The following is an 18,166-nucleotide window of genomic DNA, read 5'->3' as shown; positions in this document are numbered from 1 at the left end:
CGTCGACCCCTGGCACCATGGGCGCCATGCAGAGCGGCATGAAGGTCGGCGCGGACTGGCGGCCCGACGTCCTGGGCGACGAGTTCGAGCAGCGCACCCTCCCCTTGCCCGACGGCGCCGAGGCGACGCTCGTGCGCTACCTCCCCTCGCTGTCGTCCGACGACGGCGAGGCGGGCGGCTCCTCCGCGTCTGACACCGCGGAGCCGGCCGCGCGCAAGGTCGCCGTGCTCTACGTGCACGGGTTCGTCGACTACTTCTTCCACAGGCACGTCGCGCGCGCCCTCGCCGACGCCGGGTATGCCTTCTACGCCGTCGACCTGCGCGGGTACGGGCGTTCGATGGCGGCGCACACGGCGGCCGGCCGTGACGCGAACATCGTCAAGGACATCGCGGTGCATGCCCAGGACCTCGACGTCGCGGCGGCGACCGTGCGCGCCGCCGGGCACGAGCGGCTCGTGGTGCTGGGCCACTCGATGGGCGGTCTCGTCGCCACGCTGTGGGCGGCGGGACGCCGCGGGCGGGCGGACGCCCTCGTGCTCAACAGCCCCTGGTTCGACCTCAACGAGAGCTGGCTGCTGCGCGGGCCCGTGACGCGCGTGATCGACGTCGTCGGGCGCGTGGCTCCCCGGCTCGCCGTCGGCGCGCTCGGCGGGTACTACGCGCGTGCCCTGCACACGGGCTCGGGCGGCGAGTGGGACTTCGACCTCACGTGGAAGCCGTATGACGGGTTCCCCGTCCGCGCCGGGTGGTTCCTGTCCGTGCGCGCGGCCCACCGGCGCGTGCGGCGCGGCGTCGACGTCGGCGTGCCGGCGCTCGTGCTGGCGTCGACACGGTCGGGCCCGCACCGCAAGCGGCACGACGAGCTCGTGACCACCGACTCCGTGCTGGACGTCGAGCAGATCCGGCGCGGCGCGCAGCACATCGGCGAGGACGTGCTGTTCGTCCCCGTCGAGGGCGGTGCGCACGACCTGGCCCTGTCGCCCCGGCCGGCGCGCGAGGAGTACCTGAACACCGTCGTGGCCTGGCTCGGCGCGCGGGTACCCGCCTGACCGGGCTCAGCCCTCCCGGCGCGGGCCGTCGAACAGCAGCGCCGCGCGGTAGGCAGGCTCGCCCCACTGGGCGATCCGGTCGAGCGTCGCCACCGGCAGCGGCAGGTCGGCCCCGTCCAGCCACGACTCGCCCAGGTGGGAGTCGGTCCACGGGTCGTTCGCCACGACGACGCCTCCGCGGACCGCGTGGAGCGTGATCCAGTGCGGGCACGGCTCTGCATGCATGGGGTGCTGGTCGATGAGCACCAGGGCGGTGCCTCCGGCCGCCACGTGGGCCACGACCTCGTCGACGCCGAAGTCGCGTGTCTCGACCGCGAGCCCCGCGGCCAGCGCGCGGTCGCGGAACCCGCGCTGGATGAACGCGCGGGTATCGCGGTCCCACTCCGCCGGGACGCACTCGAGGAGGATCGGGTCGGCGGTCGAGATGAGCACGCGCGGGCGGTGGCCGCGGGCTGCCGCGGCGACGGCGAGGCCGAACGGGTCGCTGCCGACGACGGTGTTGACCTCGCGGTATACGTCGATCTCGGCCTGCCGGGCCAGCAGCGAGACATCGCCCTCCGCGGCGAACGCCGTGCCGAGCGCGACCGGGCCGCAGGTCAGCTCCGTCGTCTGGCGGTAGTAGGGCACCGGGGTGGGCGCGGGCCCGCCGTCGAGCCAGAGGGCCAGGCCAGCCGGGACGTCGTGAGGCCCCTGCGGGAACGACGCCCCGCCGAGCGGTGCGGCGACGTCGGCGAACCCGGCGGCGCGCGCGGTGGCGGCGAGCGCCGCCGCGCCCGCGACGGACCGCTCGTCCAGCTCGACCTTGACGACGACCGCGCCCGCTCCGCGCGCGTGGCTCACGACGGCGGCCAGCAGCTCGGGGGCGGCCTCATCGTCGGCCAGCCACCAGCCGGCCACCTTCTCGTACGCCGTGAGCGGGCGGTGCACGGTGAAGGCCACACCCTGGACCCGCCCCGCGGTGCGGACGACGTGCAGGGTGCGCACCTGGAACGGACCGGCAAGGTCCCACCGCTCGGCCAGCGCGGCCACCACCAGCGGGACCGCGTCGCGGGACGGCGCGCCCGTCACGGTCACGGCCTCGACGGCGGTCGGGGCGAGGTGCCGACCGGCGGTCCTGGTGGGGATGGTCTCGGTGGGAGTCATGCGAGTGTCTCCTGCGTGCGTCGTCCGGGCACGGAGGCGAGGAGCCGCCGCGTGTACTCGTGCCGCGGGGCACCCAGGACGTCGTGGACAGGGCCGCTCTCGACCACGACGCCGTCCTTCATGACGACGACGCGGTCCGCGACCTGCCGCACCACGTCCAGGTCGTGGGAGACGAACAGCAGCGACAGCCCGAGACGGTCACGGAGGTCGACGAGAAGGTCGAGGATCTGCGCCTGGACGGAGACGTCCAGGGCGGAGACCGGCTCGTCGCACACCAGCAACCGAGGGCGCGGGGCGATCGCGCGAGCGATCGCGACGCGCTGACGCTCGCCGCCCGACAGGGCCCGAGGCTTGCGCGCAGCGTATGACTCTGGTAGGCGAACCTGGTCGAGCAGCGCAGGGATCTCAGATGCCGGGCGACCGCCTGCCCGCAGCGCCTCGGCCAGGGTCTCCCCGACCGTCAGCGCGGGGTTGAGCGCGGAGTACGGGTCCTGGAACACGATCTGCACCGCGCGGGGGTCGCGGCGCACCCCGCCGCGGCGGCCCGACGCCGGCGTGCCGGGCTCTCCCGAGTGCTCGACCGTCCCGCCGTCGGGCGTGTCGAGCCCGACGACGCACCGGGCGAGCGTCGTCTTGCCGGAGCCGGACTCCCCGACGACGCCGACGCACTCCCCAGGCCCGACCTCGAGGTCGACGCCGCGGAGCGCAAGGACGGACCCGAAGGCGCGCTCGACCTGGCGGACGCTGAGCACGGGCTCCGTTCCGGGGGCCGGGCGCGCGAGGTCGATGCCCGCGAGGTCGATGCCCGCGGCCCCCGGCGCCTTGTCCCGGGGCGACGGCGCGAGCGCCGAGCGCGACAGCGTCAGTGTCGCGTCCGCGCGCTCGGCCGCCAGCCGGAGGTCGTGCGTGATGAGCACGACGCCCAGCCCGTGGCGGGACTGCAGCCCGCCGACCAGGTCGAGGATCTCCGCCTGGGTGGTGACGTCGAGCGCGGTGGTCGGCTCGTCGGCGATGAGCACCCGCGGGTCGGCCGCGAGCGCCGCCGCGATCGCCACGCGCTGCCGCTGCCCGCCCGAGAGCTCGAACGGGTAGGCCCGCGCCACGCGCTCCGGCAGCCCCACCTCGCCGAGTCGGGCGAGCACGGCCTCGCGTCGGCGGCCGCGGTCGCGGCGGACGGCGTCGGGCAGCGCAGCGGCGATCTGCTCGCCGCAGCGGTGCACCGGGGACAGGCTGGTGAACGGGTCCTGCAGCAGCAGCACGATGCCGCCGGCGCGCAGGCGCCGCCAGGTGCGCTCGGGCGCGCGCAGGTCGACCGGGGCGTCGCCGAGGGTCACGGAGCCGTCGGCCCGTAGGCCGCGCGGCAGCAGGCCGGTGAGCGCCTTGGCGGTCAGGGACTTGCCCGAGCCGGACTCGCCGAGGACGGCAAGGGTCGCTCCCGCGTCGACGGTGAGGTCGACCCCCTCGACGATCGGCCCGTCGGGGCCGGTGACGGTGATGCCGCGGGCCTCGAGGAGCGCGCTCATGCGGCCACCCCCTCGGCACGGTCGGCGAGGCGGTCGCCGAGCAGGTTGACCGCCGTCGAGACGGCGATGATGAGCAGGCCCGGCACGATCGCGGCGGCAGGGTTGGTGAACAGCAGGTTCCGCGCGTCGGAGAGCTGGCGGCCCCAGTCGGCGGAGGCGGGCGAGACGCCCAGCCCGAGGAACGACAGGGACGACATCGACACCAGCCCGTAGGCGACGTTGAGGAAGAGGTTCGCCAGGATCACTGGCCGCACGTTCGGCAGCACGTGCCGCACCACGATGCGGGCCGCGGGCACCCCGAGGACGCGCGGCGCCTCGATGTACGGCTTGCCGCGCTCGGCGGCGACGGCGGCACGCACCAGCCGGATGTCCGCCGGGGAGAACAGCACGACGAGCAGCGCGACGGTGACCCAGTACCCGCCGTCGACGAGGCCGGCCACCACGATGGCGAGCAGCATGCCGGGCAGCGCCAGGACCAGGTCGGTCCAGCGGCCGACGAGGGCGTCGAGCCAGCCGCCGGCCCACCCGGCGAGCGAGCCCAGCACCACGCCCAGCGCCGTCGAGCCAGCGGCGATGACCAGCGGGCCCAGCACCGCCGAGCGCGTGCCGGCGACGGTGAGCGCGAGGATGTCGCGGCCCAGGTCGTCGGTGCCGAACAGGTGGCCGGGCGTCCCCGCAGGGGTCACGCCCAGGACCAGGTCCTGGGCCGTGGCGTCCGGCACGATCCACGGCGCGGCGACGGCCCACACGGCGACGACGGCGACCACCACGAAGGCGGCCCACGCCGTCGGCGGGACGCGGCGGAGCGCCCTGGCGCTCACCGCGACGGCCGTCATCGGGCCACCGCCCGACGGCGCAGCCGCGGGTCGGCGAGCACGTGCAGCAGGTCGACCGCGAGCGCGACGAGCGCGACCGCGGCGGCCACCAGCAGGGTCACGGACTGGACCACGGGCACGTCCTTGAAGGTGATCGAGTCGACGAGCAGCGAGCCGAGCCCGGGCAGCGCGAACGTCACCTCGACGAGCACGGTGCCGCCCACGAGCGCGGTGAGGGTCAGGCCGACCGCCGCGAGCACAGGACCGGCGGCGTTGGTGAGGTACAGCCGGGCGACGCGCAGCGGCGCGAGCCCGCGGGCGCGCGCGAAGGTCACGTAGTCCTCCTCGAGCTCGCGCGCGACGGCGGCACGCGTGACCTTGACGACGACGGCGGCCAGGCCGGTGGCCAGGGCGATCGCCGGGAGCATGAGGTGCCGCACGACGTCGGCGAACCCCTCGCCCGTCCCGTAGACCGGGAACCAGCCGAGCCGCAGCGCGAGCACGTACAGCAGGAGCAGGGAGACGGCGAAGGTGGGCGCGCTGACGCCCACCACCGCACCGCCGACCACGAGCCGGTCCCACACCCGGCCGCGCGTGCGCGCCGCGAGGACCCCGAGCGGCACGCCGACGACGACGGCGAGCGCCGCGGCCAGCCCCCCGAGCAGGGACGTGTAGCCGAGGCGCTCGCCGATCATCGTCGCGACCGGCGAGCCCGTGCGGACCGACGTGCCGAGGTCACCGCGCAGCACGCCCGCGAGCCACCGCCCGTACTGGACGGGCAGCGGGTCGTCGAGGTGGTAGGCCGCGCGGATCGCGGCGATCGCCTCGGGCGTGGCCTTGCGCGTGCCCACGAGCGTGCGGGCCAGGTCGCCGGGCGCCAGGTGCACCAGGGCGAACACGATCACCGAGATGACCAGCAGCAGCCCTAGGGTCGCCGCGAGGCGCCCGGCGACGTGCCGTGCCATCAGCGCACCGTGATCGCGTTCGGCCAGGCGCCGAGGAACAGGTACGGCGTGTACTCGTCGACCTTCAGGTCGTGCGCGACGGCGGTCGCGGCCTGGCCCCACCACAGCGGGATCGCCGCGACGTCGGTGTTGGCCTGCGTGTTCGCCGCGATGATGTCGGCCACGCGCGCCTTCGGGTCGGTCTCGGTGCTCGCGTCCGTGAGCGACTGCGCGACCTTCGGGTTGCGGTATCCGTAGGGGTTGTCGGGGCGCAGGTACCAGCCGATGACCTCGCCCGGGTCGCCCGTCGTCGAGAAGTACCAGGTGTAGTGCAGGCCGCGCGTCTCGTCGTCGAGCGAGGTGATCCACTGCTCGATCGGCACCTCGGTGACCTTGAGGTCGATGCCGATGGTCTTGAGGTTCTCGGCCAGCGCGAGCGCGGCCTTGCCGAGCTGCGGGCCCGTGGCCGGGTAGGCGAGCTCGGCCGAGAAGCCGCCGGGCACGCTCGACTGCGCGAGCTCGGCCTTCGCGGCGTCGAGGTCGAACCCGAGCTGCGGCAGGCCCGCGAGCAGGCTGTTCGCCTCGTCCTCGCCGACGACGGCGCCAAGCTGCTCCGGGGTCGGGAAGCCGAGCGCAGGTTCGCCGTGGCCGTGCAGGATCGAGGTCACGATGGCGTCGCGGTCGACGGCGTGCGCGATGGCGCGGCGCACGTGGACGTCGTCGAACGGCTTGACGTCCTGGTCGAGCTGGAGGCCGACGTAGGAGTGGTCCGAGGCGAAGAGGACGTCGGTGTCGCCGGCGCCCTTCCACGCGTCGACCTGGTCGAGCGGCACGTTGAGCGCGATGTCGATGTCACCCGAGCGGCGGGCCAGGAGGCGCGTGTTCTCGTCGGGGATGAAGTCGAAGCGGACGGTCTTGTAGCGCGCCGGGCCGCCCCACCACGTGTCGTCGGCCGCGAACGTGGCGTGCGAGTCGGGCGCGAACTCGACCGCCTTGTACGGGCCGCTGCCGAGGCCGGGGGCGCCCGACGTGCCGGCCGGCGAGTGCTTCTCGCCGTAGGCGCGCGACGTGATCCACAGGGCGCCCGCGTTGGTGACCGTCGACAGGAAGGTCACGTTCGGCTGGGCGAGGGTGATCGTGACCTCCTGCGCGCCGGTCTGCGCGACCGTGAGCTCGGGCCAGTACGACGCCGTGCTCGGCGAGGCGACCGGGTCGCGCGCGCGGTCGAGCGAGTAGAGGACGTCGTCGACGGTGACGGGCGTGCCGTCGGAGAACCGGGCGTCCTTACGGATCTGGAAGACGTAGGTCTTCGCGTCCGGCGTCTTCCAGGACTCGGCGATCGCGGGCTGCAGCTTGCCGTCGGCGGCGACGCCGAGCAGGCCCTCGGCGGAGATCGCGGCGACGTAGTAGTTGAGGATGCCGCCCTCGACGGCCGGGTCGAGCGACGACAGCGACCCCGGGAGCCCGACGACGAGCGTGTCCTTCGCGGCGCCGCTGCCCCCGCCGTCGGAGCCGGAGGGCTCGGACGGGGCACAGGCCGCGAGGAGGGCGGTGGCCAGCAGGGTGAGCGCGGCGATGCCGCGACGCGCGCGTGCACGCGGAAGGAACGTCATGGGTTCTCCTCGGGCCAGGACGAGGCGTTCGTCGCGATGGACCGGCGGGATCGTAGCGCTGTGCCCACGTTTCGGACAAAATCCGTCCGATGGGCGGAAGCGGTGGTTCCGCGGCACATCGCGCCACGTGTCCGATTCCCGCTAGCCCTGTGCGCGTCGCTTCGGTGAGGATGGCCGTATGACCGTCACCCAGACCGCCGAGTTCGCCGAGCGGTACCGCGCGATCGCGGCGCGCGACACGCGGTTCGACGGGCAGTTCTTCACCGCCGTCCGCACCACGGGGATCTACTGCCGGCCATCATGCCCGGCGCGGACGCCGCGCCCGGAGAACGTCACGTTCTATCTCACCTCCGCCGCCGCGCACGAGGCCGGGTACCGCGCCTGCAAGCGCTGCCTGCCCGAGGCCGCGCCCGGCACGCCCGCCTGGAACCTGCGGCGCGACCTCGCCGGGCGGGCGATGCGGCTCGTGGCCGACGGCGTCGTCGACCGGGAAGGCGTCGAGGGGCTGGCGGTGCGCCTCGGGTACAGCGCCCGGCACGTGCACCGGCTGCTGGTCGCGGAGCTCGGCGCCGGCCCGCTCGCGCTGGCCCGGGCACAGCGTGCCCAGACCGCGCGGGCCCTGCTCGTGGGCACGGAGCTGCGACTGGCGGACGTCGCGTTCGCGGCCGGCTTCGGCTCGATCCGCCAGTTCAACGACACGCTCCTGGAGATCTTCGCCACGACGCCGGGAGCCCTCCGCGCCTCCGCAGCGCGCACGGCGGCGGCCCGCTCCGGCGGCGGGCACGGCAGGGCCACCGCCGTCGAGCCGGTGCGGCTCGAGCTCTCGCTGCCCGTGCGGCAGCCGTTCGACGCGCCCGGGATCTTCCGGTTTCTCGCCGTGCGCGCCGTCGCCGGCGTCGAGGCGGCGTCGGTGCTCGACGGCGGGGTGCTGCGGTACGCGCGGACGCTCGACCTCCCGCACGGCCCGGCGGCGGCTGAGGTGACGGCGACCCCCGGCGGGCCGTCCGGGCACCGGGGCTCGCGCGCCGGGGTGTGGGAGCTGCGCCTGCGCGTCGAGCTCGCCTCCCTCGCCGACGTCGCGACCGCCGTCGCGCGCGTGCGCCGGCTGCTCGACCTCGACGCCGACCCGGTCGCCGTCGACGCGGCCCTCGTCGCCGACCCCGTGCTCGCGCCGCTGGTCGCGGACACCCCGGGGATCCGCGTGCCCGGGGCCGTCGACCCGCACGAGCTGGTGCTGCGGGCGATCGTCGGGCAGCAGATCTCCGTCGCGGCCGCGCGCACGCACCTGGGCCGGCTCGCCGCGACGCTCGGCACCCCCTACGCGTCCGGGTTCGAGGGGCTCACGACGCTCTTCCCGACGCCCGCCGCGATCGGCGCCGGCATCGCCGTGCCCGTCCCCGGCAGCCCCGAGGCGGCGGACCCTGAGCGCCCGCTGCGCCTGCCGGCGCGTGGCGTGGCCGCCGTCGTCGGCGCGGCGCGGGCGCTGGCCGACGGCGAGCTCGCCGTCGACGTCGGGGCGGACCCCGACGCGCTGCGGGCCACGCTCGTCGCCCTGCCCGGCGTCGGGCCGTGGACCGCGGCGTACGTCGGGATGCGTGTGCTCGGCGACCCGGACGCCTGGCTCGACGGGGACGTCGCGCTGCTGGCCGGTGCGGCCGCGGCCCGCGTCGCACCGCCGTCGGACCTGCCTGCGGGCCGCCGCCATCGCGACCTGGCCGTCCGCGCCGCGGCCTGGGCGCCGTGGCGCTCGTACGCGGCGATGCACCTGTGGCACGCCGCCTCCGCCCCCTTCCCCCGTGTGAACGTCGAACGAGAGGAAATCGCATGACCACCGCCCGATCCGCCACCCTCACCACCCCCGACGGGAAGTTCACGATCGTCGCCGACGACGACGCCGTGCTCGCCTCCGGGTGGACCGACGACGTCGCGTCGCTGGTCGCCCTCGTGCACCCGACGCTGCGACCCGCTTCGGTCTCACCCGACGGCGCCGCCTCCCGCGGCGACGTCCTCGCGGACGCCGTCGCCGCCGTCGAGGCGTACTACGCCGGCGATCTCGACGCACCCGGGAAGGTGCCGGTGCGTCAGCGGTCCGGCGAGTTCCGGCAGCACGCGTGGGACGTGCTGCGCGACGTCGCGCCGGGGGACGTGGTGACGTACACGCAGTACGCCGAGCGGTCGGGGCGGCCGGCGGCGGTGCGCGCCGCAGCCGGGGCGTGCGCGATGAACGCGGCCGCGCTGTTCGTCCCGTGCCATCGGGTGTTGCGCACGGACGGGAGCCTCGGCGGCTTCCGCTACGGGCTGCCGGTGAAGGAGTCCCTCCTGACCCGCGAGTCCGCGCGGTAGACGTCCCGCGCTATCGCTCCGAGCCGCTCAGGTCGTCGGCGTCCAGGTCCTCCGGGCGCACCTTCCCCGTGCGGAACCCGGCGCGCCCCACCATGTGCGCCGCGACCGGGCTCGTGAGGAGCTGGAACACCACGACGAGCGCGAGCAGCGTGACCGCCGTCCAGCTGCGCAGCCGGAGCGCGGCACCCACCACCAGCAGGATCAGGCCCAGGACCTGCGGCTTCGTGACCGCGTGCATGCGCGCCAGGAGGTTCGTGAACCGCAGCACGCCGACGCCGGCCGAGAACGTCAGGAACGCGCCGAGCAGCAGGCAGACCGCCGCGGCGACGTCGGCCAGCGCCGTCCAGAACCCGGGCTCCACCTGGGTCATCGAGACCCCTCCTCGTCCTGCTCGTCGGAGGACGACGGCGGCGCGGCGTCGGCCTCGGCGCCGCGTCCGGCGTCTCGCGGGGCGTCCAGCGCGACCCGCCGGGCCGCCTCTTCGGCGGCGATCTCCTCGGCGGTGCGGATGCGGCCCTCGCCCTCGGGCTCGACGGCGGCGAAGCGCGCGATCGTCACGGACCCAATGAAGCCCACGAGCGAGAGCACCACGAGGATCGGGATCGACTCGGTGCGCCGGGACCATGCGGCCTCGACGGCGACGGCCCCGACGATCGTCGCGGTCAGGACGTCGAACGCGATGGTGCGGTCGAGCATCGAGGGCCCCCGCTCGAGCCGCACGAGTGCAAGCACCGCGGCGACGACGATCATCGCCGTCGCGACCACCGCGACGACGATCATGGCCGGTCCTCCGCACGGGGGTGCTTTCCGTCGCCGCCCCGGTGCTCTATCTCGCCGACACCGGGGGCTTGCGCCCTCTCCGTTCGCGCCCGCGCCAGCTCGGGCGGCATCGCCGTCGCCGTGCGCGACGCCGGGAGCCCCGCTCGGGTCAGGTCCGCACGCGAGGCGAACGCGCGCAGCACGCGCTCCTCCAGGCGGAGGGTCTGGGCGCGGACCGCGTCCGGGCCGCCGGAGCCCGCCAGGTCCAGGACGTGCACATACAGCACCGCCGCCTCGTCGTCGACCTCGACCACCAGCGAGCCGGGCACCAGCGACGACAGCTCCGCGGTCATCGTGAAGAGCACGTCCGGCGCCGGGCGCAGCGGCACCGCCACCACGCCGCCACGTGGCTGCGGCCCCGGCCGCAGCGCGGTCCAGGCGACCTGGAACGACGCCACGACGAGGTCCGCCCCGAAGCGAGCCACCAGCACGGTCACCGGCCACGGGCGGAACGCCCCGCGCACCCCCACGGGCGGCAGCGGCAGCACCGTCACGACCACGACGCCCAGCAGCGCGCCTGACACGAACGTCCCCCAGGCGATCGTGCCCCACAGGAGCATCCACAGGACGCCGAGCAGCAGGATCGTCGGCCACTGGGCCGCGACGCGGCGCCACCGGCGCCGCCGCACCTGCAGGGCGGGGGCAGCGCCGGCCATCAGTGCCCCACCTCGACGGCACGCTTGGTCTCCGGGCTCTCGACGGCGGAGCCGCCTATGCCGCGCTCCCCGCCGCCGGGGAACACCGCCTCGACGTACGAGCGCCCGTCCGTCAGGGCGTCCGCCGCCCGCTGCGCGTACCCGTAGACGGGCCCGGCCAGCACCGTGAGCGCCAGGCTGAACCCGACGAGCGCCGCCGTCGGCGCCACCATGCCCCGCGGGAGCCGTGCCTCGCCGACCGTCCCGGAGGCGATGCCCTCCGGCGCCGACTGCCAGAACGCCTTGTTCCAGGCCTTGACCAGCGCGTACAGGGTGAGCAGCGACGTCAGTACCGACCCGACGACCAGCACCCACGCGAGCGCCGACCCGTTGCGCACGCCCGCCTCGAGCAGCCCTACCTTGCCCAGGAACCCGGACAGCGGCGGGATCCCCGCCAGGTTCATCGCGGGCACGAAGAACAGCACCGCGAGCCCGGGCGCCACGCGCGCTAGGCCGCCCAGCCGGTCGAGCGACGTCGTGCCGCCTCGCCGCTCCACGAGCCCCACCACCAGGAACAGCGCCGTCTGCACGGTGATGTGGTGCACCACGTAGAAGATCGCCGCCGCCGTCGACGCCGATCCGGCGAGCGAGACGCCGAAGATCATGAACCCGATGTGGCTGACCAGGGTGAAGGACAGGAGTCGTTTGACGTCGTCCTGCGCGACGGCGCCCAGGATGCCCACGAGCATGGTCAGCAGCGCGAGCACCATGAGCACCTTGTCCACCTGCTCGGCGCCCGCTCCCCCGGCGGGGAACAGCAGCGTCTGCGTGCGGATGATCGAGTACACGCCCACCTTGGTGAGCAACCCGGCGAACACCGCCGTGACGGGCGCGGGCGCCGTCGGGTAGGAGTCGGGCAGCCACGCCGAGAGCGGGAAGATCGCCGCCTTGATCCCGAAGCCGAGAAGCAGCAGGAGCTGGATCGCGAGGCGCACCGCAGGGTCGACGTCGGGCAGGCGCTCGGCGAGCTGCGCCAGGTTGACCGTGCCGGTCGCGGAGTAGGTGAGACCCACGGCCATGAGGAACACGACCGAGCTGACCAGCGCGACGACGACGTACACGCTGCCGGCGCGGATCCGCTCGCCGGTGCCGCCGAGGGTGAGCAGCACGTACGACGCCGCGAGCAGCACCTCGAACCCGACGTAGAGGTTGAACAGGTCGCCGGCAAGGAACGCGTCGGCCACGCCCGCAGCGAGCACCAGGAACGTGGGGTGGTAGATCGCGATCGGCAGGACGTCGCGCCGCTCGGCCTCCTCGGCGTCGCCTGCCTCGGTCCCGGTCACGCCGTGGCCCACCATGCCGACGTCGTCGCTCCCGTCCGCGACGCCCTGCGCCATGGAGTACAGGAGCACGCACAGCAGCACGATGCCGCTGACCAGCAGCATCAGCGCGGACAGCCGGTCGGCCACGAGGTTGATACCCACGGGCACCGACCAGTCGCCGATCACGGTGACGACCGGGCCACCCTCGGCGAGCGCCACCAGCACGCCTGCGGTGGCGACGACGACGCTGAGCGCCACGACCGAGATGGTCCGCTGGGCGCGCGGGTAGCGGTGCAGGGCGAGCGTGAGGCCCGCGGAGAAGAGCGGCACGAGCACCGGGAGCGGCAGGAGGGTGGCGGCGGACCAGGTCATCGCTCCTCCCCGCCCCGGGCGTCGACCACGGCCACAGTGCCGAGGCTCTGCTCGATGTCGTCGTGGACCTCGGCCGCCTCCTCGTCGAGCGTCTCGCCGGTCTCGGTGGCGTCGAGGTCCGCGTACGCGGCCTCGTTGCGGGCCGCGAGGAGGGCGATGCGGCGGTCCTCGACGTCGTCCTGGACCTCGTCGTGACCGTTGAGCTGCCACGAGCGGTAGGCCATGGCCAGCACGAACGCCGTGAGCGCGAGCGTGATGACGATCGACGTCAGGACCATGGCCTGGGCGAGCGGGTCGCTCAGGCGGACGGCGGGGCCGGCGTTGCCGACGATGGGCGCGGCGCCGGCGCGCCCGCCCGCGACGAGCAGCGCGAGGTTGGCCCCGTTGCCCACGAGGACGAACCCGAGCAGCACGCGCGTGAGCGTGCGCTCGAGCAGCAGGTAGACGCCGGCCGCGAACAGCACGCCGACGGCCAGCACCAGTGCGGCGGAGGGCACGTTGTCGAGGACGATCACCGCTGCCTCCCCGCCCCGGCGGTCTCGAGGCGCCCCTCGAGCTCACGCTGGTGGTCGATCTCGGCCCCCAGCGACCGCAGGATGTCGAGCACCAGCCCGATGACCACGAGGAACACCCCGAGGTCGAAGAACAGCGACGTCACCAGGTGCACGGTGCCGAACACCGGCAGGTGCAGGTCCACCAGGAAGCTCTCGAGCGCGTGCTGCCCCGCCAGCAGCGACACCAGCCCGACGCCCGCGGACAGGAACAGGCCGGTGCCGAGCACCAGGCCGGGGTGCACGGGGGCCGCCTCGCCCAGCTCGTACCGCCCGCCGGCCAGGTAGCGCACCGCAAGCGCCAGACCCACCACGAGCCCGGCCGCGAACCCGCCGCCGGGGGCGTTGTGCCCGCGGAACAGCAGGAACAGCGCGAAGACGATCATCGCGTGGAAAACCACGCGCGTGACCACCTCGAACATCATGGAGCGGCGCTCGGGAGCGAGCGTCGGCCCCGCCACGATCCATGTCGACAGCTGCCGCCACCCGGCGGCGTCAGACGGCGGTGCCGGGCGCGGGCGGTGCGCCGCGGCCTCGTCCCGCACCCGCGGCACGCGGCCGGAGCGCTGGCGCAGGAACACGAGCGAGGCCACGCCCGTCGCGGCGACGAGGAGCACGGAGATCTCGCCGACGGTGTCCCACGCGCGCACGTCGACGAGGGTCACGTTGACGATGTTGCGGCCGCCGCCCCAGGTGACCACCTCGTGCGGGAAGTCGACGGAGATCGGCGGGTGCGTGCGGGCCAGGGGTGCCACGGTGACCAGCAGCATCATCACGACGCCGACGCCGATGCCGATCGCGAGCCGCACCCAGCGGCCGGCGGCGAGCGGCCGGTCGGAGAAGTACGGGGGCAGGCGGCGCAGCACGAGCACCATCACGACGAGGGTCACGGTCTCGGTGAGCACCTGGGTGAGCGCGAGGTCGGGCGCGCCGTGCAGCAGGAAGATCACGGCGTTGCCGTACCCGGCCACGCCGACGAGGAACATGGCCTTGAGCCGGCGCCGGGCGCGCGCGGCCAGCACCGCGGCCGCCGCGATGACCCCGACGGCGGCGAGCTGCGCCGGCCGGTCGAACGGCACGAGCGTCAGCGGACCGATCTGGAACGTGCCGGTGCGGCCGGCGGCTGCCTCGGTGCCCGGGAGCACGGTCCCGCGCAGCCCCCAGGCGAGCGCGAGACCCGGTCCGACGATGAGCACCAGGAAGATCGTGCCGAGGTAGAACGGCAAGGAGCCGCGCTGCGTGGCGCCCGTGACGTCGGCGGCGGCGTCGTCGAGCCGGCGCATGGCGCGGCGGTAGACGAGGTCGGCGCCGAGCGGGGACCGCAGGCGGTCCTGGAGGCGCTCGATGCGCGCGCGCTGCCAGAATGCGGCGGCGCCCAGCGTGAGCACCACGACCGTGACGGCGAGCGTCGGCGTGAAGCCCGCCCAGAGCGTCAGGTGCCCGACCTCGCCCACGGGGTAGGTGTTCGCGTACGGGGCGAGCAGGTGGTCGCCGACGCTCGGCAGCAGCGCGACGGCGAGCCCGAGGACTGAGAGCACGAACGGGGGCGCCACGAGCAGGAAGGGCGGACGCTTCACCACGGTGGTCGAGCCTGTCGAAACCACTCCACCGGTCGCGGACGTGGTCTCGACAGGCTCGGCCGCCGGTGATGCGGCTCGCCACCCGAACGCCCCCCACGCGAACCGCAGCCCGTACGCCACCGTGAGCAGGGACCCCGCCGCGACGACGACGGTCAGCACGCGCCCCAGCGGGTCGGCGTCGTGGGCCCACGCCTCGAGCGCCGCCTCCTTCGCCACGTAGCCGGCGAAGGGTGGCAGCCCGATCATCGACGCCGTCGCGAGCAGGCCGGTCACGGCCGTCAGCGGCAGCTGCCGGGCGAGCCCGGTCAGCCGGCGCAGGTCACGCGTGCCGGTCGCGGCGTCCACGACGCCGACCACGAGGAACAGCGACGCCTTGAACATCGCGTGCGCGCCCAGCAGCGCGAGCCCCGCGAGCGCGGCCGCGCGCGTGCCGTAGCCGAGCAGCAGCACCAGCAGCCCGAGCTGGGAGATGGTGCCGAACGCGAGCACGAGCTTGAGGTCGTGCTGCCGCAGCGCGCGGTAGCCACCGAGCAGCATCGACGCCGAGCCGAGCACCAGCACGATCCACCGCCAGCCGGGGAGCACCGCGAAGGCGGGGGCGAACCGCGCCACCAGGTAGATGCCCGCCTTCACCATGGCGGCCGCGTGCAGGTAGGCGGACACCGGCGTGGGAGCGGCCATCGCGGCCGGGAGCCAGAAGTGCGTGGGCACCTGCGCCGACTTCGTCGCCGCCCCGGCGAGCAGGCACACCGCCGCGACGACGGCGGCGGTCCCGCCCGGCGGGTCGGCGATCACCTCGGACACCCGCCACGTCCCGGCCGCGACCCCGAGCACCACGATCCCGACCAGCATCGTGAGCCCGCCCGCCGTCGTGACGACGATGGCCTGCATGGCCGCGCGGCGCGACGGCTTGCGGTCGGCGTGGTGGCCGATGAGCAGGTAGGAGAAGACGGTGGTCAGCTCCCAGAAGACGAACAGCAGCAGCAGGTCGTCGGCGGTGACCAGGCCCGCCATGGCGCCGGCGAACGCGACCAGGACGGCCGCGAACCGGCTCATCCCCACGGCCCCGCGCGCGAAGTAGGCGCTGCAGTACAGCAGCACGAGCGCCCCCACCGCGCCGACGATGAGCAGCATCAGCCACGACAGGGTGTCGAGCCGGAAGTCGAGCGCCAGGCCCAGCCCCGGCACCCACTCCACGCGCTCGGCCGGCCCGCGCCCGTCGAGCACGGCCCTCGTCTGCGAGAGCGCGTACGCCGCCGCCGCGGCCGGCCCGGCCGCCAGCACCCAGAACGCCTTGCGCCCGAGCCTCCCGACGAGAGCGGGCGCGGCAAGGGCCAGGAGGAGGTGGGTGACGACGACTGGGAGCACAGGGCCTACAGGTCGTCGGGGTCGACCAGGAAGTCCGACTCGTCGCCGAGCTCGCCGCCCGCCGCGTCCCACAGCGCGCGGGCCACGCGAGCCACGAGCTCGGCCGAGCGCTTGCGCGCGACGAGGTGGCTGTGCTGCGGGAACTCCCGGTTGGCCTCGGGGAGGTCCGGCGGGTCCCAGTGCACGCGGTAGGCGACGCACCCGCCGCGCACCCACGGCAGCTCGCGCAGCAGCTGCGGCACGAAGTCCTCGCCCGCGACCTCGACGGTGAGCCAGCCGTCGTGCCCCAGGTCGATGACGACGCCGAACCCGTCGAGGATCTGCGGCTCCTGCAGGGCGGCGATGTCGAAGTCGTCGGCCCTGGCGTGCAGCTCGCGGCGCAGCTGCGGGTCGAGCTTCTCTCCCGGGTACAGGGGCATCTCGGCGATGCCCTTCGGCGGGCCCTGGTACGGGGCGCCCTCCGTGGCGAGCACGGCGCGCGGGTGCACGCCCTGGATCACCCGGTGGCAGGCCTGCGGGTCCAGCCACACGTCCGAGTAGAGCGTGAGGTCCACGGCCGCCCCGGGATCCGGGGTGAGCACGACGCCGGCACCCACCGGCGCTGCCGGGCCGCCGGCGGCGGCCGGCGTCGCGTCCCACATGCCGCCGACGTCGAAGCGCACCGACGCGCCCAGGCGGCGCGCCACCGCGACGAGCCAGGTGATGACGCGGTCCTCCTCGCGGTTGGGCAGCCCCGCGGGGAACGACCGCGCGATGCCGTCCTTGTCGCCGCCCTCGGGGGGAGGCGCGTCGCTCCACCGCTCGCGCGGGCACACGACGTCGAACACGATCGCGGTACCGGCCGGAAGCCCGGGGTCGAACCCCTGCCCGGTCGGCGCGTACGGACCGGAGAGCGTCGAGTGGCGGGACAGGCGCAGCACGCCGGGCTCGTCGGGGCCCGCCATGCGCCCCAGGGGCACGTCGGCGCCGGGCAGGTCGCGCGGCACCACCTCCCAGCGCGTCGCCGTGAACCGCGACAGCGCGAGCACCTCCACCTCGTCGACGACCACGTCCGCCGGCAGCGCCAAGAGGTGCCGGGCTTCGTGGCCCCGGGTCGAGGAGCGGGGCAACGGGGGGTGCGTCGCGGTCTGGCCCATGCGGCGGAGCTCCTTCCGGGAGGGCAAGGGAGCACGACGCCGCCGCGCACCCTCGTGGCGCGACCGAGCGTAGCGGTGACCGGCGGCACCGGCCGCAGTCGTTCCCTCCGGTCCCACGGGGGGTTCGGTGCTCACCCTCGTCCCACCCCCGTCGTCACACCGCGCTCCGGTGGAAGCTCTGCCACGAGCGGCTCGCCGTCGGGCCGCGTTGACCCTGGTAGCGCGAGCCGTACTTCTGGGAGCCGTAGGGGTTCTCCGCGGGGCTCGACAGGCGGAAGAAGCAGGTCTGGCCGATCTTCATGCCCGGCCAGAGCATGATCGGCAGGGTCGCGACGTTGCTCAGCTCGAGCGTGACGTGCCCGCTGAAGCCCGGGTCGATGAAGCCCGCCGTGCTGTGCGTCAGCAGGCCTAGGCGGCCCAGGCTGGACTTGCCCTCGAGGCGGGCCGCGATGTCGTCGGGCAGGCTGACCGACTCGTAGGTGGACCCCAGCACGAACTCACCGGGGTGCAGCACCAGCGGCTCGTCGTCCTTGACCTCGACCAGGCGGGTCAGCTCGGGCTGCTCCTGCGACGGGTCGATGAACGGGTACTTGTGGTTGTCGAAGAGCCGGAAGTACCGGTCGAGACGCACGTCGATGCTGGACGGCTGGAGCATGGCGGGGTCGTACGGGTCGAGCACGACCCGCCCGGCGTCAAGCTCGGCCCTGATGTCACGGTCGGAGAGGAGCACGGAGCCACGGTATCCGGGGAGGCTGCGCGGCGCGGGCCGGTTCGACGACCGGGCTCCGTTGGGTATGATCGGGGCGCGCACTCCGTCGGCGGCGACGCCGGGGGTGCTGTTCGCGGGTGTAGTTCAATGGCAGAACTTCAGCTTCCCAAGCTGATAGCGCGGGTTCGATTCCCGTCACCCGCTCCACGGAGCAAGTGCCCCTGACCTCGTGATATAGCCGCGG

Annotated in this window: 16 protein-coding genes and 1 tRNA gene; 4 read left to right on the top strand and 13 right to left on the bottom strand. The window is 74.6% G+C overall.

What is annotated here, in order from left to right:
- Nucleotides 1-26 precede the first annotated feature (26 nt).
- A complete protein-coding gene (locus ACO4JP_RS02520) occupies nucleotides 27-1,049 on the top strand; it encodes an alpha/beta hydrolase (RefSeq protein ID WP_425955825.1) in 1,023 nt (340 codons plus the stop codon).
- 6 nt (nucleotides 1,050-1,055) lie between these two features.
- On the opposite strand, the gene ACO4JP_RS02515 is transcribed toward ACO4JP_RS02520, so the two are convergent.
- Genes ACO4JP_RS02515 through ACO4JP_RS02495 form a run of 5 tightly spaced genes read right to left on the bottom strand, consistent with a single transcriptional unit; the run spans nucleotide 1,056 to nucleotide 7,087 of the window.
- Nucleotides 1,056-2,192, bottom strand: coding sequence for a peptidase C39 family protein (locus tag ACO4JP_RS02515; protein ID WP_425955824.1), 1,137 nt, complete (start codon nucleotides 2,190-2,192; stop codon nucleotides 1,056-1,058).
- On the bottom strand, nucleotides 2,189-3,715 hold the full coding sequence (locus tag ACO4JP_RS02510; protein WP_425955823.1) for an ABC transporter ATP-binding protein: 1,527 nt from the start codon (nucleotides 3,713-3,715) through the stop codon (nucleotides 2,189-2,191). The genes ACO4JP_RS02515 and ACO4JP_RS02510 overlap by 4 nt, the downstream gene beginning before the upstream one ends.
- On the bottom strand, nucleotides 3,712-4,551 hold the full coding sequence (locus ACO4JP_RS02505) for an ABC transporter permease (protein ID WP_425955822.1): 840 nt from the start codon (nucleotides 4,549-4,551) through the stop codon (nucleotides 3,712-3,714). The genes ACO4JP_RS02510 and ACO4JP_RS02505 overlap by 4 nt, the downstream gene beginning before the upstream one ends.
- The gene (locus ACO4JP_RS02500) at nucleotides 4,548-5,495 is read right to left on the bottom strand and encodes an ABC transporter permease (RefSeq protein ID WP_425955821.1); all 948 of its coding nucleotides are present in this window, start codon (nucleotides 5,493-5,495) and stop codon (nucleotides 4,548-4,550) included. Before ACO4JP_RS02500 ends, ACO4JP_RS02505 begins: the two co-directional genes overlap by 4 nt.
- Nucleotides 5,495-7,087, bottom strand: coding sequence for an ABC transporter substrate-binding protein (locus ACO4JP_RS02495; RefSeq protein WP_425955820.1), 1,593 nt, complete (start codon nucleotides 7,085-7,087; stop codon nucleotides 5,495-5,497). The genes ACO4JP_RS02500 and ACO4JP_RS02495 overlap by 1 nt, the downstream gene beginning before the upstream one ends.
- A 178-nt stretch (nucleotides 7,088-7,265) precedes the next feature.
- Between ACO4JP_RS02495 and ACO4JP_RS02490 the strand changes: the two genes are divergently transcribed.
- Nucleotides 7,266-8,915 carry an AlkA N-terminal domain-containing protein gene (locus tag ACO4JP_RS02490; protein WP_425955819.1) on the top strand — a complete coding sequence of 550 codons (1,650 nt, stop codon included), beginning with the start codon at nucleotides 7,266-7,268 and terminating at the stop codon, nucleotides 8,913-8,915.
- Complete coding sequence (locus tag ACO4JP_RS02485; RefSeq protein WP_425955818.1) at nucleotides 8,912-9,430, top strand: methylated-DNA--[protein]-cysteine S-methyltransferase; 519 nt, start codon at nucleotides 8,912-8,914, stop codon at nucleotides 9,428-9,430. Before ACO4JP_RS02490 ends, ACO4JP_RS02485 begins: the two co-directional genes overlap by 4 nt.
- Before the next feature lie 10 nt (nucleotides 9,431-9,440).
- Here the strand turns inward: ACO4JP_RS02485 and mnhG are convergent, their stop codons facing one another.
- The 8 genes from mnhG to dcd form a co-directional block, all read right to left on the bottom strand.
- Complete coding sequence (gene mnhG, locus ACO4JP_RS02480) at nucleotides 9,441-9,800, bottom strand: monovalent cation/H(+) antiporter subunit G (RefSeq protein WP_425955817.1); 360 nt, start codon at nucleotides 9,798-9,800, stop codon at nucleotides 9,441-9,443.
- Nucleotides 9,797-10,210 carry a monovalent cation/H+ antiporter complex subunit F gene (locus ACO4JP_RS02475; protein WP_425955816.1) on the bottom strand — a complete coding sequence of 138 codons (414 nt, stop codon included), beginning with the start codon at nucleotides 10,208-10,210 and terminating at the stop codon, nucleotides 9,797-9,799. The genes mnhG and ACO4JP_RS02475 overlap by 4 nt, the downstream gene beginning before the upstream one ends.
- Nucleotides 10,207-10,905 (bottom strand): Na+/H+ antiporter subunit E, encoded by a 699-nt coding sequence (locus ACO4JP_RS02470; RefSeq protein ID WP_425955815.1) that lies wholly within the window; start codon nucleotides 10,903-10,905, stop codon nucleotides 10,207-10,209. Before ACO4JP_RS02470 ends, ACO4JP_RS02475 begins: the two co-directional genes overlap by 4 nt.
- Complete coding sequence (locus tag ACO4JP_RS02465) at nucleotides 10,905-12,578, bottom strand: Na+/H+ antiporter subunit D (protein WP_425955814.1); 1,674 nt, start codon at nucleotides 12,576-12,578, stop codon at nucleotides 10,905-10,907. Before ACO4JP_RS02465 ends, ACO4JP_RS02470 begins: the two co-directional genes overlap by 1 nt.
- Nucleotides 12,575-13,093, bottom strand: a complete 519-nt coding sequence (locus tag ACO4JP_RS02460; protein WP_425955813.1) for a Na(+)/H(+) antiporter subunit C — start codon at nucleotides 13,091-13,093, stop codon at nucleotides 12,575-12,577. The genes ACO4JP_RS02465 and ACO4JP_RS02460 overlap by 4 nt, the downstream gene beginning before the upstream one ends.
- A complete protein-coding gene (locus ACO4JP_RS02455; protein ID WP_425955812.1) occupies nucleotides 13,090-16,077 on the bottom strand; it encodes a Na+/H+ antiporter subunit A in 2,988 nt (995 codons plus the stop codon). Before ACO4JP_RS02455 ends, ACO4JP_RS02460 begins: the two co-directional genes overlap by 4 nt.
- Before the next feature lie 5 nt (nucleotides 16,078-16,082).
- On the bottom strand, nucleotides 16,083-17,213 hold the full coding sequence (locus ACO4JP_RS02450; RefSeq protein WP_425955811.1) for a hypothetical protein: 1,131 nt from the start codon (nucleotides 17,211-17,213) through the stop codon (nucleotides 16,083-16,085).
- A 154-nt stretch (nucleotides 17,214-17,367) separates the two neighbouring features.
- On the bottom strand, nucleotides 17,368-17,943 hold the full coding sequence (dcd, locus tag ACO4JP_RS02445; protein ID WP_425955810.1) for a dCTP deaminase: 576 nt from the start codon (nucleotides 17,941-17,943) through the stop codon (nucleotides 17,368-17,370).
- 112 nt (nucleotides 17,944-18,055) lie between these two features.
- On the opposite strand from dcd, the gene ACO4JP_RS02440 reads away from it, so the two are divergent.
- Nucleotides 18,056-18,129, top strand: a tRNA-Gly gene (locus tag ACO4JP_RS02440).
- Nucleotides 18,130-18,166 lie beyond the last annotated feature (37 nt).

Origin of the sequence: Xylanimonas sp. McL0601 (assembly GCF_049852175.1) — a bacterium.
Lineage (GTDB): Bacteria > Actinomycetota > Actinomycetes > Actinomycetales > Cellulomonadaceae > Xylanimonas.
Note: the sequence above shows the minus strand (reverse complement) of the source record. Positions and strands in the feature narration are given on the sequence as shown.